This is a genomic window from Natronococcus sp. JC468 (assembly GCF_012163165.1).
GTDB lineage: Archaea > Halobacteriota > Halobacteria > Halobacteriales > Natrialbaceae > Natronococcus > Natronococcus jeotgali.
Genome location: NZ_JAAVUO010000011.1, coordinates 40,295 through 55,986 on the forward strand (window position 1 = coordinate 40,295; position 15,692 = coordinate 55,986).

The 15,692-nt window shown below is 67.9% G+C and carries 17 protein-coding genes; 6 read left to right on the forward strand and 11 right to left on the reverse strand.

From position 1 onward, the window contains the following. Positions 1-46: 46 nt before the first annotated feature. From acs (GWG54_RS08730) to GWG54_RS08755, 6 genes are all read right to left on the reverse strand, one after another. Positions 47-2,020 (reverse strand): acetate--CoA ligase, encoded by a 1,974-nt coding sequence (gene acs / locus GWG54_RS08730; protein ID WP_167937411.1) that lies wholly within the window; start codon positions 2,018-2,020, stop codon positions 47-49. Between the two features lie 256 nt (positions 2,021-2,276). Beyond that, a complete protein-coding gene (locus GWG54_RS08735) occupies positions 2,277-4,508 on the reverse strand; it encodes a bacterio-opsin activator domain-containing protein (protein ID WP_167937412.1) in 2,232 nt (743 codons plus the stop codon). Positions 4,509-4,633: 125 nt separating this feature from the next. Beyond that, entirely contained in the window at positions 4,634-6,607 is a 1,974-nt protein-coding gene (gene acs, locus GWG54_RS08740) for an acetate--CoA ligase (RefSeq protein WP_167937413.1), read from the reverse strand. Positions 6,608-6,670: 63 nt separating this feature from the next. After that, positions 6,671-7,159, reverse strand: a complete 489-nt coding sequence (locus GWG54_RS08745) for a universal stress protein (RefSeq protein ID WP_167937414.1) — start codon at positions 7,157-7,159, stop codon at positions 6,671-6,673. A 127-nt stretch (positions 7,160-7,286) separates the two neighbouring features. Then, complete coding sequence (locus GWG54_RS08750; protein WP_008426322.1) at positions 7,287-7,748, reverse strand: MaoC/PaaZ C-terminal domain-containing protein; 462 nt, start codon at positions 7,746-7,748, stop codon at positions 7,287-7,289. A gap of 66 nt (positions 7,749-7,814) precedes the next feature. Continuing rightward, positions 7,815-8,453, reverse strand: a complete 639-nt coding sequence (locus GWG54_RS08755; RefSeq protein WP_167937415.1) for a helix-turn-helix domain-containing protein — start codon at positions 8,451-8,453, stop codon at positions 7,815-7,817. A gap of 95 nt (positions 8,454-8,548) precedes the next feature. On the opposite strand from GWG54_RS08755, the gene paaA reads away from it, so the two are divergent. The 6 genes from paaA (at position 8,549) to GWG54_RS08785 (ending at position 11,823) form a co-directional block, all read left to right on the forward strand. Next, complete coding sequence (gene paaA / locus GWG54_RS08760; protein ID WP_167937416.1) at positions 8,549-9,490, forward strand: 1,2-phenylacetyl-CoA epoxidase subunit PaaA; 942 nt, start codon at positions 8,549-8,551, stop codon at positions 9,488-9,490. Between the two features lie 2 nt (positions 9,491-9,492). Then, positions 9,493-9,813, forward strand: coding sequence for a 1,2-phenylacetyl-CoA epoxidase subunit PaaB (paaB, locus tag GWG54_RS08765; protein WP_167937417.1), 321 nt, complete (start codon positions 9,493-9,495; stop codon positions 9,811-9,813). Next, positions 9,810-10,664 carry a 1,2-phenylacetyl-CoA epoxidase subunit PaaC gene (paaC, locus tag GWG54_RS08770; protein WP_167937418.1) on the forward strand — a complete coding sequence of 285 codons (855 nt, stop codon included), beginning with the start codon at positions 9,810-9,812 and terminating at the stop codon, positions 10,662-10,664. The genes paaB and paaC overlap by 4 nt, the downstream gene beginning before the upstream one ends. Further along, positions 10,661-11,080, forward strand: a complete 420-nt coding sequence (paaD, locus tag GWG54_RS08775; protein WP_167937419.1) for a 1,2-phenylacetyl-CoA epoxidase subunit PaaD — start codon at positions 10,661-10,663, stop codon at positions 11,078-11,080. Before paaC ends, paaD begins: the two co-directional genes overlap by 4 nt. Beyond that, the gene (paaE, locus tag GWG54_RS08780) at positions 11,077-11,247 is read left to right on the forward strand and encodes a 1,2-phenylacetyl-CoA epoxidase subunit PaaE (protein ID WP_167937420.1); all 171 of its coding nucleotides are present in this window, start codon (positions 11,077-11,079) and stop codon (positions 11,245-11,247) included. Before paaD ends, paaE begins: the two co-directional genes overlap by 4 nt. Positions 11,248-11,439: 192 nt before the next feature. After that, entirely contained in the window at positions 11,440-11,823 is a 384-nt protein-coding gene (locus GWG54_RS08785; protein ID WP_167937421.1) for a PaaI family thioesterase, read from the forward strand. Positions 11,824-11,865: 42 nt separating this feature from the next. On the opposite strand, the gene gfo6 is transcribed toward GWG54_RS08785, so the two are convergent. Genes gfo6 through GWG54_RS08810 form a run of 5 tightly spaced genes read right to left on the reverse strand, consistent with a single transcriptional unit; the run spans position 11,866 to position 15,692 of the window. Further along, on the reverse strand, positions 11,866-12,936 hold the full coding sequence (gfo6, locus tag GWG54_RS08790) for a D-xylose 1-dehydrogenase Gfo6 (protein WP_167937422.1): 1,071 nt from the start codon (positions 12,934-12,936) through the stop codon (positions 11,866-11,868). Positions 12,937-12,971: 35 nt separating this feature from the next. Then, positions 12,972-13,400, reverse strand: a complete 429-nt coding sequence (locus GWG54_RS08795; RefSeq protein ID WP_167937423.1) for a universal stress protein — start codon at positions 13,398-13,400, stop codon at positions 12,972-12,974. A gap of 51 nt (positions 13,401-13,451) precedes the next feature. Next, a complete protein-coding gene (locus GWG54_RS08800) occupies positions 13,452-14,369 on the reverse strand; it encodes a hypothetical protein (RefSeq protein WP_167937424.1) in 918 nt (305 codons plus the stop codon). 30 nt (positions 14,370-14,399) lie between these two features. Beyond that, on the reverse strand, positions 14,400-15,191 hold the full coding sequence (locus GWG54_RS08805; RefSeq protein ID WP_167937425.1) for a hypothetical protein: 792 nt from the start codon (positions 15,189-15,191) through the stop codon (positions 14,400-14,402). Between the two features lie 45 nt (positions 15,192-15,236). Continuing rightward, positions 15,237-15,692, reverse strand: coding sequence for a hypothetical protein (locus tag GWG54_RS08810; protein ID WP_167937426.1), 456 nt, complete (start codon positions 15,690-15,692; stop codon positions 15,237-15,239).

The following is a 15,692-nucleotide window of genomic DNA, read 5'->3' on the forward strand; positions in this document are numbered from 1 at the left end:
ACCACGTGTTTTCGGTGTTCGAAGAATTCCCCTCGGAGGGAACTCGTCAGTTCGATTCGACCTGCTGCTGGATGTCGTCGACGACTTCCGGGTTCCGGAGCGTCGACGTGTTACCGAGTTCGTTGCCGCTGGCGATGTCCTCGAGCAGGCGACGCATGATCTTGCCCGAGCGGGTCTTGGGGAGTTCGGGCGTGAACACGACCTCCTCGGGTTTCGCGATCGGGCCGATGGCGTCGACGACGCCCTCGACGATCTGTTCGGAGAGGTCGTCGTCGCCCTCGTAGCCGTCCTCGGTGATGACGTAGGCGTAGACGGCCTCGCCTTTCACCTCGTGGTCGCCGCCGACGACGGCGGCCTCGGCGACGCCCTCGACGCCGACGATGGCGCTCTCGATCTCCATCGTTCCCAGCCGGTGGCCGGAGACGTTGATCACGTCGTCGACCCGGCCGAGGACGGTGATGTAGTCGTCGTCGTCGATCTTCGCGCCGTCCTCGGGGAAGTACACCCACTCGTCGGCGTCGGGGTCGGAGTACTCCTCCCAGTACTCCTCGATGAAGCGGTCGTCGTTCCGGTAGAGCGTGCGCAACATTCCGGGCCAGGGCTTCTGGACGGTGAGGTAGCCGGCCTCGCCGGCGTCGACCTCTTCGCCCTGCGCGTCGACGATCCGCGCGTCGACGCCGGGCAGGCCGGGTCCGGCGGAGCCGGGTTTCATCTCGTTGACTCCCGGCAGCGTGGTGATCATGTGGCCGCCGGTTTCGGTCTGCCACCAGGTGTCGACGATGGGACAGTCCTCGTTGCCGATGTGCTTGTAGTACCACTTCCAGGCACGGGGGTTGATCGGTTCGCCGACGGTCCCGAGCAGGCGCAGCGAGGACAGGTCGTGTTTCTCGGGGTACTCCTTGCCCCACTTCATGAACGCCCGGATCGCGGTCGGCGCGGTGTAGAAGACGTCGACCTCGTTCTTCTCGACGATCTCCCAGAATCGGTCCTTCTCCGGGTAGTCGGGGGTGCCCTCGTACATCACCGTCGTCGTGCCCAGCGCCAGCGGCCCGTAGACGATGTAGGAGTGGCCCGTGATCCAGCCAATGTCGGCCGAACACCAGTAGGTGTCGCCGGGCTCGAGGTCGAGCACCGCCTGAGAGGTCCAGGCCGTGTAGGCGAGATAGCCCGCGGTCGTGTGCTTGACCCCCTTGGGCTGGCCCGTCGTCCCCGAGGTGTACATCAGAAAGAGCATATCCTCGGCGTCCCGCGTGACGGGCTCGACCGTCTCGCCGCGGTTGTCGTCGACCAGCTCCTCGTAGTCGTGCTGGCCGTCCTCGAGCGAGTGGTCGAGGTCGTCGCCGAGGCGGTCGACGACGACCGTCGTCGTCTCGTGGTCGACGTCCTCGAGGCCCTCGTTGGTCTTCGAGATGTGATCGAGCGCGTCGCCGCGGCGGTAGTAGCCGTCGGCGGTGAGCAGGTACTCGCTGTCGGCGGAGTTCATCCGGGTCGCGAGCGCGTCGGCGGAGAAGCCGGCGAACACCACCGAGTGGGGCGCGCCGATACGGGCGCAAGCCAGCATCGCGATCGTCAGCTCCGGGATCATCGGCATGTACAGCGTGACGACGTCGTCCTCCTCGACGCCGAGGTCCCGGAGCGTCGCGGCGACGGCCTGGACCTCCTCGAGCAGCTCCTCGTAGGTGTACGAGCGGGTCTCGCCGAGTTCGCCCTCCCACTCGACGGCGGTTCGGTCGCCGTCGCCCGACTCGACGTGTCTGTCGATGCAGTTGTAAGAGGCGTTGAGCTTTCCGCCCGAGAACCACTCGTAGAAGGGGGCCTCGCCCTCGTCGAGAACAGTGTCGTACTCCCGCTCCCAGGAGAGCAGGTCGGCTGCCCCCTCCCAACACTCCGGCCAGTTCTCCTCGAACTCCTCGTAGATCCCCTCGTCCGTTACGTTCGCCTGCTCGACGAACGACTCGGGCGGCTCGAAGGTGTCCTGCTCCTCGAGCCGCGCCTCGAGACTAACGTCGTCCTGTGACATGGTACAACCACTCAGTGAACAACAGCCATAGTAAAGCCTGCCTCTAGTTGTACAAAACGATCCCTCCAGACGCCACGGAACGCGGCGACGACAGTTCTATTTTCAACAAATATCGTGTGGAAGGAGCGTCGATCGGTGGTTCGACCCGGACGACCGACGACGCGGCGGTCGCGACCGCGCGGCGGGATCGGCGGACTGCGAGGGGACGCTAAAGATCTAGGTTCTCGTCGTCGATCCGTTCGTCGATCGTCGACGGCTACTCGTCGGCGGGATCGTCGAAGAAGGTCCGCAACAGCTCGCGTTGGCCCTTGCGGAGGTGGCTGTGCAGCGTCGGCGAGGAGACGCCCATTGCGTCGGCGATCTCCTCGGCCGTGCTCTCGCGGGGCCAGTCGTAGTACCCGCCGGAGTAGGCCGCCCGCAGGGCGGCCTCCTGGCGGTCGGTCAGTCGCTCCTCGAGCCCCTCCCGGAACTCCCGACCCGTCTGGACCGGGCGTTCGGTCTCGCGTTTGCCGGCCAGCTCCGAGTCGGGAAACGCCGACCGGAGTCCGGCGACGATCGTCCGGATGTCGGCGTCGGCCGCGCACTCGGCGACGATCGTTCCGGCCCCCTCCTCGAAGCGCGCCTCGCGGACGGTGACGCCGTACTCGGTCAGCGTCAGCGTCGGCGAGGCCCCCTCGACGACGAACTCGAGGCGGCAGGCGTCCTCGTAGGTCTCGATGAGCCGACAGTCGTCGATCCCCGGAACCGCCTCCGCGCGCTCGAAGACGTCGGCCGGGGACACTCCCTCGAGGCGGACGTAGTACAGCTGTGTCGAATCCGAGAGCGGTACCAGCGAGTCGAGTTCGACGCGACAGTCGAACCGCCGACTCGTCTCGACGAAAAAGGAGTCCTCGTCCCGGCAGACGAACTCGAGTTCGACCACGCGATCCGACAGCAGCAGGTTGCGCCGCCGGATCGCGGCGACGGCGTATCCGACCTGTCGGCCGATCGTCTCGAGCCAGGCTCGCTCCGTCTCGTCGAACGCCGCCGCGCGCTCGGTCGCGACCGTCAACCGCCCGTAGACGGTGTCGCCGTACCACACCGGGACGGCCGCGACGCGACCCGCGAAGGAGCCGTCCGCAACCGTCGCTTCGATCCCCGTCGCGACCGCGACCGCCCCGGTTCCGGTCGCCTCGGCGATCCCGGTTCCCGGGTCGTCGCTCTCCGAAACGTCCGTTCCGTTCGGATGCCGGTTCCGAGCCGAGGATCGCGGTTCGCCCCACTCGTCGGGAACGAGGCGATCGACCTCGTCGGCGTCGAGCCCGCCGGCCGTCCGCCACTCGCCGCGGCGGTCCGAGTGGGTCGTCCGGTCGATCCAGGCGGCGTCGTAGGTTCGGCCGTCGGCGAGGACGGTACAGGTCGCGGTCTCGACTTCCTCGTGACTCGTCGCCTCGAGCAGCGCGTCCGTCAGCGCCCGGTAGCGCGCGGCGACGTCGGACGTCCGTTCGAGGTCCTCGCGATCCGATCGAACCTCTTCGAGGCGCTCGTGGTGCTGCGAGACGTCACAGACAAGCAGGGCGAACCCCCGGGAGCGGTGTCGGTCGTCGCGCAGCGGCGTGACGACCGCGACCGCGCGAAACCGACTCCCGTCCTCGCGAACGAACCAGTCGTCGTCCTCGTAGCTTGCTTCCTCGAGGGCGCGGGTGAGCGCCCGGCCGGGCAGACCCCGCTCGATCGCCTCGTCGGCGTACAGCGCCGAGACGTGGGTGCCGACGATATCGCCGGCGGAGTACCCGAACGTCGACTCGGCGCTGCGGTTCCACCGATCGACGTAGCCGTCGGAGTCGAGCCTGACCAGCGCGCAGCGGTCGCTCGCGGTCAGCAGCGACCGCACGACGCTCCCGTCGCTCGCCGTCCGTTCGCCGCCCGAGTCGCGGTTCGGGTTCGCCTCCGCGGCGGCGAACTCCTCGACGATCTCGTCGTCGGTCGCGCTCGAGAGGTAGGGTTCGAGGGCCTCGAAGCTGCTCCAGCCGCCGACCCGCTTGACGACCAGCGGGTTGATTCCGTGGTCGGTCAGCGCGGTCTCGAGGAAGTACCGCCGGAGGTCCTCCGTCGAGACCGACGCGAGGGTCGGCTCGTCGAACCGCTCGCCGGCGCGTTCGGCGACCTCGGCGACGAGCATCTGGAGCCGTCGGGCCGAGACCGAAAAGACGGGCTCGTCGCTCGAGATCCCGTTACTCCGGACGTACCGCCGCAGCTCTCGCTCGAGGGACGTCGGGAGATACGCGACCCGCGAGTCGGAGAGTCGGAGCAGGTATCGGGGCGGGTCGGTCCGCACCCGGTCGATCGCTCCCGGAGTCACGTCCGCGAGTTCGGCCGGGCGGAGCCCGACCTCGCCACAACAGCGGACGACGAGCGCCTCCCGGTAGGTTTCGGCGGCGTCGAGAAGCGACTCGTACCCCTCGCGTGAGAGCGCGGCGGACTCGGGTTCGGGCTCCTCGAGACTCACGTTTCGAGTATTTTGAACGCGCGAAAATAACTGTATCGGCATCGGTCGAGTAAGCGACTGATACTCCGCTTTCCCCTCGAACTGTGGCCACGTCTGCCGTTCGCGATCGTCGTGTACGCGAACGTTTACTCGGTCCAGACCGAGGACTGGATTTCGCCGACGATCTCGGGGTTTCGCAGCGCGCTCGTATCGCCCAGCTGGTTGTCGTTCGCGACGTCCTCGAGCAGGCGACGCATGATCTTGCCCGAGCGGGTCTTCGGCAGCTCGGGGGTGAACACCACGGAGGCGGGGGTGGCGATGGGACCGATCGAGGACTCGACGCTCTCGACGATCCGCTCGCGGAGGGTTCCGTCGGGATCGCAGCCGGCCTCCGTACTAACGTAGGCGTAGATCTCGGTGTCGCCGTCGCTCGAGCGCCCGACGACTGCGGCCTCGACGACGCCGTCGACGCCGGTGATCGCGCCCTCGATCTCCATCGTGCTCAGCCGGCGCCCGGAGACGTTGATCACGTCGTCGACCCGGCCGAGGACGGTGATATAGCCGTCGTCGTCGATCGTCGCCGCGTCGCCGCTGAAGTACCACCAGCGGTCGTCGTCGGGATCGGAGAACTGGCTCCAGTACTCCGACCGGAAGCGGTCGTCGCCGTCGTAGAGGGTGCGGGCCATCCCGGGCCACGGTCGGGCGATCGTGAGATACCCCGTCTCGCCGGGGTCGACCTCCTCGCCCTCGGCGTCGACGACTCGAGCGTCGATCCCCGGCAGGGCGGGGCCGGCGGAGCCGGGTTTCATCCCGTCGACGCCCGGCAGCGTCGAGACCGTGATCGCGCCCGTCTCGGTCTGCCACCAGGTGTCGACGATCGGCGCCTCCCCGCCGCCGATGTGCTCGCGGTACCAGCGCCACGGGCGGGCGCTGATCGCCTCGCCGACGGTCCCGAGCAGGCGCAGCGAGGACAGGTCGTGTTTCTCGGGGTACTCCTCGCCCCACTTCATGAAGGCTCGAATGGCCGTCGGCGCGGTGTAGAAGACGTCGACGGCGTTCTTCTCGACGATCTCCCAGAGCCGATCCCGGTCGGGGTAGTCGGGGGTGCCCTCGTACATCACCGTCGTCGTGCCCAGCGCCAGCGGCCCGTAGACGATATAAGAGTGGCCCGTGATCCAGCCGATGTCGGCCGCACACCAGTAGGTGTCCGCAGGTTTGACGTCGAGCACCGCCCGCGAGGTCCAGGCGACGTGTGCGAGGTACCCGCCCGTGGTGTGGACGACGCCCTTGGGCTCGCCCGTCGTCCCCGAGGTGTACATCAGAAAGAGCATATCCTCGGCGTCCCGCGTGACGGGCTCGACCGTCTCGCCGGCGTGAGCCGCGACCAGCTCGTCGTAGTCGTACTCCCGCTCGCCGAGCACGTGAGGGAGGTCCTCGCCGAGTCGATCGACGACGACGGTCTCGACGTCCTGCTCGAGCGAGATCAGGGCGTTGTCGACCTTGCTCTTCTGGTTGAACGCGTCGCCCCGGCGGTAGTAGCCGTCGCAGGTCACCAGGTACTCGCTGTCGGCGGCGTCCATCCGGGTCGCGAGCGCGTCCGCGGACAGCCCCGCGAACACCACCGAGTGGGGCGCGCCGATGCGTGCACAAGCGAGCATCGCGATCGGCAGCTCCGGAATCATCGGCAGGTACAGCGTGACGATATCGTCCTCCTCGACGCCGAGATCCAGCAGCGTCGCCGCGAACTCGTTAACCGCCGTCGCCAGATCCTGGTAGGTGTAGGTCTCGCGCTCGCCGCGCTTTCCCTCCCACCGGATCGCCGCGTGGGTCTTCCGGCCCGCCTCGAGGTGTCGGTCCAGACAGTTGTACGAAGCGTTGAGCTTCCCCCCGGAGAACCACTCGTAGAAGGGGGCCTCGCCCTCGTCGAGGACGGTATCGTACTCGCGGTCCCAGGAGAGCAGGTCGGCCGCCCGCTTCCAGCAGTCGGGCCACTCCCGCTCGAACGCCTCGTGGATGGCCTCGTCGGTCACGTTCGCCTGCTCGACGAACGACGCGGGCGGGTCGTGGGACGGACCGGTAGGCACCGACGGATCGGCGTCCCACCCGTTGCGGTCGACCATGTCTTAGTTGACCCGAGGTTGCTCAGTCGAATAAACGTTCCTCCGGCCGCCCCGTCGGGAGCGCTACGACCGGACGGAGTCGACGTCCTCGATGTCGTCGGCCTCGGACTCGGAGTGACGAACGACGTAGACGTCGTAGCGGTGGTCGTTCGCGACGGGGCTGCCGACGCTCGACTGCGGCGAGATCACCGATCCCGCGTTCTCCGAGCCGATGAAGACGACGCTGGCGCCGAGCTCGCCGGCGATCCGTTTGATCTCGCGGACGACGTTCGTCGTCGCGGTCGCGGTCGGCTCGTCGGAGTTGACGCGCTCGACCCGGAACGTCGCCTCCGGCGCGACGTCCTCGACCCGGCGTTGCATCCCCGAAGCGATCGCTTCGGCGTCGAACGGCTCTCCCTCGCCGATCCAGCCCCGATCGCGAGCGTACCCCTCGTCGTCGGGGATCACGGTCAGGGCGACGACCTCCTCCTCGAGGAGGTCGCCGAACGTCGAGGCGCGCTCGAGGGCCTTGCGAGCGAGCACCGAACCGTCGAACGGAACGAGCAGTGACATTACGGCTACCCACACTGAGGGCGGAAGTAAATGTTCGGTCTGGAGCAATCAGTCCGAGGCGGAACGATGCCCGCCCGGATCGACGGGCGAGCCGAAATCGGGGAGCGGCTCCGACTCCGGTCGCCTGTCACTCCGCGGTCTTGATGAGGAACTTCATGTCGCCCTGAAAGACGACCGTACCGTCCTGATTGGTCATCTCGGTGTCCAGTACGACCAGCCCGGCGTCGTCGCGGCTCCCGGCGTCTTTGGTCTCGGTGACTTCGATATCGAGCGAGAGCGTGTCGCCGATGTAGACCGGGTTCGGCAGATCCATGTAGTTCATCCCGAGGAACGCGAACGCGGTCCGCTCGACGATTCCGGTTCGGTAGACGAACCCGGTCGCCTGGACGAAGGTCATCGGGCCGTGGGCGATACGCTCGCCGAACGCGCTGTCCTCGGCGTACTCCGCGTTGGTGTGCAGTTCCGTCCAATCCCCGGCTAACGCGGAGTGCATGACGAAATCGGCCTCGGTTACCGTCCGCCCGACGCTCTCGAAGGTCTGGCCCTCCTCGAAGTCCTCGAAGTAGTGGGGCTCGTAGCTGTAGGCCATGCGACACTCATCAAAACCTCAGTATAAATAATTTACTTCGAGAATCGCCCGCCGAGGCCGGGACGGCTAGCCGAATATCCCGTCGAACAGCGTCGCCTCCGCCCGCCGGAGCCGTTCGAGAAACGCCGACTTGCTGATCCCCAGCTCCGCCGCGACGTCCTCGGAGCTGGCCTCGCGCGGAATCTCGAAGTAGCCCGCCTCGAGGGCGGCCCGGAGACACGCCTTCTGCGCCGGCGTCAGCTCCCACCGGCGGGCCGGAGACTCGACCGTCTCGGCCTCAAGGGGGTAGACGCGCTCGAGGGTGACGCCGACGGTCTCCCCGGCCGCCTCCATCACCCCCTTGAGAACGTCGCGGCCGACGACGGCCCCGCCGATCCGCGCCGCGCCGTCGCGGTAGCGCAGCGTCTCGACGATGAGCCCGCCGTCGATCAGCCGGCGGACGACGCAGGGGTGTTTCGACAGACAGCGGTACCGAGAGCGGCCCTCTGTCCGCGAGACGTAGAGGTAGGAGATCCGCTCGTCGTCCTCGAGGACCCGCGCGAGCCGATCCGACGCCGACGCCTCGAACTGGAGGAGGTCGTGCCCGTCGCTGCGTCGCTGCGGGGGACGCGCGTCGATTTCGGCGCCCGTCGCCGCGGTCGCCTCCGCGAGCGGACAGTCGTCGTGTCGGACCTCGAACTCCACCGCGAGACAGTCCTCGATCACGGCGAATCGGTTCGGTTCTTCCCGCCGTTCGGACTTAAAGCCACGTCATGTGGCGGTCAAGTGCTAAGGGCGGGTCTATCCCGGTTTATAATGACATGGACCTGGACGCAATCGAGGAGCGCGCGGGGCCCAGGGCCTTCAGCCCCGCCGACGAGCTACCGCGGGAGTACCGGGAGGCTGCGACCCGGATGATCGAGTTCCACGCCAACAGTGAGATCATGGGGGCGTACCTCGAGCGGCCGTTCATCCGGCAGGCGCCGAGCATCGACCGGAAGCTGGCTTTCTCCGCGAAGACGCAAGACGAGATCGGCCACGCTCAGTTGCTGTACCGCGCCGCGGAGACGCTCGGGGTCAAAAGCCGCGAGGAGATGCTCGACGACCTCGCGAACGGCGACGGGAAGTTCCTGAACTGCTTTCACTACCCCCTCGAGAGCTGGGTCGAGGTGCCGATGATCTCGTTTTTCGTCGACGGCGCGGCGATGCGCCGGCAGGCGACGCTGCGGCGAACCAGCTGGGAGCCCTACGCCCACGCGATGGACAAGGTCTGCTTCGAGGAGGGCTTTCACGTCAAACACGGCGAGGACATCCTCACGGCGTTGATGACGGGATCGCGCAAGGAGCGGCGACTGACCCAGGCGGCCTTCGAGGAGTGGTGGCCCCGCATCATCCAGTTCTTCGGACCGACCGACGACGACAGCACCCACCACGACTTCGCGGCCGCGGTGGGGCTCAAACAGCAGTCCAACGACGAACTCCGCGACGCCTTCCTCGACCAGTACATCCCCAAAGCTCGCAAGCACGGCCTCGAGATCCCCGACGAGCCGCGCATTCGCGAGCGCGACGACGGCACCTACGCGGTCGAGGAGGACGACCTGGACTGGGACGAGTTCTTCACGATCGCGAAAAACGAGTACGAGCCCGGGGTCGGTCAGATCGACGAGCGCAGGCGCGCCCGGGAGGCCGTCGGCTGGGTTCGCGACGCGCTCGAGGACGACGCGGTAGCCGCCGACAGAACGGCGCCGCAGGCGGCCGACTGACCATGATCTGGGAAGTGTTCCGCCAGGAGAAGGCGGGAGGGTACCACGCCCACTGCGGGAACGTCCACGCGCCCGACCGCGAGATGGCCAGGCAGTTCGCCGCGATTCAACACGGCCGACGCAAGCCGACGAACAGCCTCTGGGTCGTCCCGCGGGAGGAAATCGGCGAGATCGGCGCCGACGAGGTCGCCTTCGGCGGGGCGACCGACAGGAGCTACCGGTGGGCGACGGCGTACAACACGACCGCCGGGGATGCGAGCGAGGTCGTCGAGTCCGAGGACGAACAGGCGACCGCCGAGCGACGGAGGGGTGACGACCGATGAGCTTCGAGGATCCGGACGACCTCGAGGAACGCGAGCGAGCGGCCCTCGAGGCTCTGCTGAAGCGCCTGGGCGACGACGAGTTCGTGCTGGCCGAACGCTACACCGAGTGGCAGGTCCGGGCGCCGACCCTCGAGTCGGATCTCGCGCTGGCGAACGTCGCCCAGGACGAACTCGGCCACGCGCGTCTCTGGTACGACGTGCTCGGCGACCTCGACCTCGAGGAGCGTGACCTCGTCTACGAGCGCGACCCCGGCGACTTCCGGCACAGCACGCTCGTCGAACTGCCCTTCCCCGAGGGCGACTGGGCCGACGCCGTCCTCCGGTCGTACCTCTACGATTCGGCCGAGGAGCTCCGGCTCGAGGCGCTCGTGGACTCGTCCCACCCGAAAATCGCCGACCGCGTCGGGAAGATTCGCCAGGAGGAGACCTACCACCTCGAACACGCTCGGAACTGGCTCGAACGGCTCGCTGCGGACGAGGACGGACGCCGACGGCTGCAGGATGCCCTCGATCGGCTGTTCCCGCACGCGCTGACGCTGTTCGAACCGGTCGACGAGGAGACCGAAGCCGCGGTCGTCGACCTCGGACTCCGGGACGCGACCCTCGAGGAACTCGGCGAGGCGTGGCTCTCGACGGTGGTGCCGTCCCTCGAGTCGCTTGGGCTCGAACCCCCGGTCGGCGCGCGGGTCGACGACGATACGTTCGAGATCACCGCGGAGGCGCTCCCCGTGGAGCGCGGCCGGGACGGCACCCACACCGACGCGTGGTTCGACCTCCACGCCGAGCTTACCCACACGTATCGAGAGCTCGGGCGTAGCGAGACCACCACAATCATGGAGAGTCCGGAATGAACAGCGAGACTCCGGAGCCGGACGCGGACCCGACGCCGTGTGCGTACACCGACTACCGCGAGGGCGACGCGCTCGCGGACCTCCCCGCGACCGGTGCGGAGGCCACGGGACTCGAAGCCGGCGTCTGGGACGCCCTCTACGCGGTCGAGGACCCCGAGATGCCGATCAGCGTCGTCGACCTCGGGCTGGTCTACGGGCTCGAGGTCGAGGAGGGAGTCGCGACCCTCGAGGTGACGCTGACGTACTCGGGCTGTCCCGCTCGCGAGATGCTGACGGACGAAATCGAGGCGGCGGTAGCGTCCGTCGAGGGGATCGAGGACGTGCACCTCGAACTCGTCTGGAGCCCCCCCTGGTCCGTCGAACTGGTGACGGAACGGGGAAAGGACGACCTGCAGGAGTTCGGACTGAGCGTATGAGACGGCGCCGAGACCCGAGCGTCACGACCGATGGCGAGGACGCGGGCGCAGAGTGTCCGTACTGCGAATCGACGAACACCGTCCGCGAACACCCGAAGGGGCCGTCGCTCTGTCGGTCGATGCACTACTGTAACGGCTGCGAGCAGCCCTTCGAGAAGTTCGAGTAACGCAGAGAGCGGAGACCTCACCCCCACCGAACTCCAGCCCGACAGCGTGACGGTCGGGGCGCCGGTCGACGGTAGGGACGAGGGACGGTGAGCACTCGAGCGCGTCGCGGTAGCGATCCAACGACGGGAAGTCGATCGCGGGACACTCGCCGAGTAACCACGCTTATTACGACTGATATGCTATCTCATGGCATGGACGCCGAGGCCTTCTTCGAGGGGATGCCGTTCGCCGACCTGCTGGGGATCGACGTCACCGAGTGTGCGGACGGCCACGCAGAGGGGACCCTCGAGGTGACCGAGGACCTCTCCTGGAACGCGGACGAGCTGCTGGCCCACGGCGGAGTCACCTTCACGCTCGCGGACACCGTCGGCGGCGCGGCGCTGGTCTCGCTGGTCGACCAGCCCGTGCCGACGGTCGACATGCGCATCGACTACCTCGCGGCGGGCGCCGGCGACCTCTCCGCCGAGGCCGACGTCGTCCGGTGCGGGAACGACGTCGGCGTCGTCGACGTGGCCGTCTCCGCCGACGACGGGACTCGCGTGGCGGACGCTCGAGGCGTCTACAAGACCGGGTAGCTCCGGTCCGTTGCCGCCCCGGCAAACGCCGTCCCCTCGGTGCTAGAATTCGATCGGGGCGCCCTCGTCAGCGGCCCGGTGGATCGCCTCGACGATCCGCATATCGACGAGGCCGTGGCGACCGTCGGGGTAGATCTCGGCACCGGTCAGCACGCGGTCCGCGAAGTAGTCGAACACCTCCCGGACCTCCGTCTGTGCGTCGAACCCGCCGTGTTCGACCTCGACGGAGACGTTGCCGCGGGAGCATTTCAGGGTCGCCTCGCCGTGGAACGCCGGGTCGAGCTCGATCGTCCCCTCGGTTCCGGTCAGTTTCAGGTGGGTGTCCTCGTGGGTGCGCTGGCTTGAGGTCGTAATCATGTGAACGTCGTCCTCGAGCAGCAGCGACGAGGACGCGCGCTCGTCGGGGACGTCGGCGAACGCCTCGTGGTGTGAGGACATCCGCGAGGCGACGCTTACGGGCTCCCGCCGGAGCAGGTACCGGGTAGTGTTGATCGAGTAGATCCCCAGATCCATCACCGAGGTGCCGTACCCCGTGAGGTCGGGATCGAGGCGCCACTGGTCGGGATCGGGGTTCATCTCGAGCAGCGGCTGGCCGTTCGCCCCGTAGACCGAGACGGGCTCGCCGAGAAAGCCCGACTCGACGAGCGCTCGAGCCCGTCGGACCGCAGGCTCGGTCTGCATCCGGTAGGCGATCATCAGCGGAACGTCGCCGTCCTCGCAGGCCTCGACCATCCGTTCGGCCCGCTCGACGGTCGCCTCCATCGGCTTCTCGCAGAGGACGGCCTTGCCGAGCTCGGCGGCCGTCTCGGCGTACTCGAGGTGGAAGGCGTTCGGGGTGCCGACGTAGACGGCGTCGTAGGCGTCACTCGCCGCCCCGTCGTGGTACTGGTCGTAGCTGATCCCGCGCTCGACGCCGTTCTCCTCGGCGAGCCGTTCGGCCTTCTCGGTCGAGCTGCTGACCAGCACCGATACCTCGCCGAGATCGGAGTCCTCGATCGCCGGGATCGCGACGTCGACGGTCCACCAGCCGAGTCCGATCAGCGCGTAGCGGACGGTACCCTCCTCGGTGGTCTGCCAGTCCCGCTCGTCGTAGCTGTCGATCCAGTCGTGCATTCGCAAAACGGTACTCGAAGGAGGAATAAAACTCCTCACCCGTCGCCGACGACCAGCACCGGTCGGGTCGCGAGCCTGACGACGGCGTCGACGGTGCTGCCGAGCAGGGCGCCCTTGAACGACGATCGGCCGCGAGCGCCGATAACGATCGCGTCGGCGTCACAGTCGTCGGCGTAGGTAACGATCTCTTCGTGGGGGACCCCGACCCGCACCGCTGTCTCGACCGGGACCTCGGCCCCGGCGGCCCGCTCCTCGAGGGTCGTCAGCGACGCCGCGGCTCGCTCGCGGAGGTGGCTCTCGACCTCGTCGGGATCGACGATGGCGTTGTCGTACTCGGTTCGGGTCTCGACGACGGCGACGCCGTACAGCGTCGCGCCGAGTCGGTCCGCGAGTTCGATCGCGTGTTCGACCGCCACCGAGGCCGCCTCGCTCCCGTCGGTCGCGACGAGGATCGACTCGTACATATCCGGGTCTAAGGGGGCGAGTGCCAAAGAGATACGGTCCGTCGGCGATCGCTACCGGTTGCGTTTCGGCATCGTCGAGTGGCGCTTGACCGCGTTCATGTCCGCCCGCTTGTTGGGCGGCGGCGCCATCGTCGAGTACCGGGAGGAATCGCTCGAGCCGAGACCGTCGTCGGAGCCCAGCAGGCCGTCATCATCGTCGTCATCGTCATCGTCTTCCTCATCGTCGTCGCCCTCGTCTCCGTCGCCGTCCTCGGAATCCAGCAGATCCCCGGCGGAGTCGAGAAGTCCGTCCTCCTCGTCGCCCTCGTCCGAACCGTCGTCGGCACCCGCGGCCGCAGCCAGCTGGTCCCGCACCGACTCGAGGTCGGCGCCGAACTCCTCGAACGACGAGCCCACGGCGTCCCGGAGGCGCTCCTCGAGCTCGTCGGCCGCGTCCGTCGACTCCCCGTCGGGCGCCCCGTCCCCGTCTTCATCGTTGTCCGTCGACTCCTCGTCGGCCGTCTCGTCCGCGTTTTCGTCGCCGTCCGTCGACTCCTCGTCCTCGGAGCCTTCGTCACCGTCTGCCTCCGCATCCTCCTCGTCCGCTTCGGAATCGGCGTCGTCCTCGTCGCCGGTCGCCTCGCGGAGCCCGTCGATCACGTCGCCGAGCTCTCCACCCTCCGATCGGTCGGCGAGTTTCGCGAGTCGGACCAGCCGCCGGAGCTCCTCGACGCGGTCGGGCTGGCCCTTGGTGATCGCCTCGGGGACGGTCTCGGGCTCGGTGCCGTCCTCGAGGGTTCCCAGCCCGACGGCCTCGAGCAGCGTCCGAGGGTCGGTCTCCTCGAGGATGTCGGCCGCCTCCTCGGCCAGCTCGAGCAGGTCGTCGTCGGCGCCGTCACCGTCGCCGTCCTCGGGAACGGCGAGGGCGCCGCTTTCCGTGCTGGCGTCGTCGAGGGTCGCCGTAATCCGGTCGTAGAGGTCGTCAGTCATGGTCGGGGTAGGGGAACGGATGGAGCTGCGTTAGCCGTCGTCCTCGTCGTCCGAATCGTCGTTGCTGCCGGCGTCGTCTCCGTCGCCGTCGGAATCGGCGTCCTCGTCCGCGACGGCCTCGATGATCTTCTCGCTCATCTCCTCGCGGCTGAGGTTGGCCTTGACGCCGACGTCCTTGGCGACCGACTGCAGGTCCTGATAGGACATCACGCCGAGGAAGTCCTCGAGGGTCTCCCGGCGCAGATCCTCGAGCTCTTCGACCGACGGCTCCTCGGGTTCCTCCGCTTCGCCTTCGTCGTCGTCGGGCTTATCGCTTTCGTCGGTCGCGTCCTCGGCGCTCTCGTCGTCCTCGGGCTCCTCTTCCGTCGGTTCGGCGTCGCCATCCCCTTCGTCCTCGTCTTCCGCTTCGCCGTCAGTCAACGCGTCGGTCGCCGACGAGAGGACGTCCCCTTCGTCCTCGTCTTCCGCTTCGCCGTCAGTCAACGCGTCGGTCGCCGACGAGAGGACGTCCCGTCCGAGGACGTTGTCGATCGCCTCGCGGATCGCCGCGCGGATCGCGGCCACGAGGTCGGCGACGAGCTCGCGGAGGCTCTTGCCGTTCTCGATTCCCCGTCGAAGCGCGTCCTGGACGTTACCGCCGATCGTCGCCCCGATCTCGCGGCCGAGCTGTTCGCCGAACTGACGGCCGACGGCCGCGCCGACCTCGCCGCCATCGAGGTTGTCCTCGAGGCTGCCGTCCCCGAGCAGATCGGCGACGTCGACCTGTTCGGTGACCTCGTCGGTGACCAGCTGTTTCAGTCCGCCGTCGTCGTCGTCACTCATCGCGCTCACCTCGCGTCACTCGGCGCAGTGAACACGGCGGCACGGCTACTCTCCTCCGTCCTCGTCGCTTTCGTCCTCGCCGTTCGATCCCTCGGTATCGTCGCCCTCGCCGTCCGCGTTCTGGTCGTCACCCTCGTCGTCAGAGTCCTCGCCCTCGTCGTCCGAGTCCTCGCTATCACCGCCTTCGTCGTCTTCGTCCTCGTCGCCGTCTGCCTCCGCATCCTCCTCGTCCGCTTCGGAGTCGGCGTCGTCCTCGTCGCCTCCGTCCCCGGAGCTGAGCAGTTCCTCGACGACGAGGTCGCCGATCGCTCGACCCGCCTGCTCGCCGATCTTCCGGCCGACGATCGCGCCGATCAGGCCGCCCAACGTCTCCCCGAGGGGCTCGTCCTCGCTGAGTTCGTCCTCCCACTGGGTGCCCTCGACGAGCTCCTCGAGCTGGAGGTTCTCGCCGATCTCGTCGTAGTCGATCTGGTCGGTCAGCGACTGGGGTTCCTCGCTCAT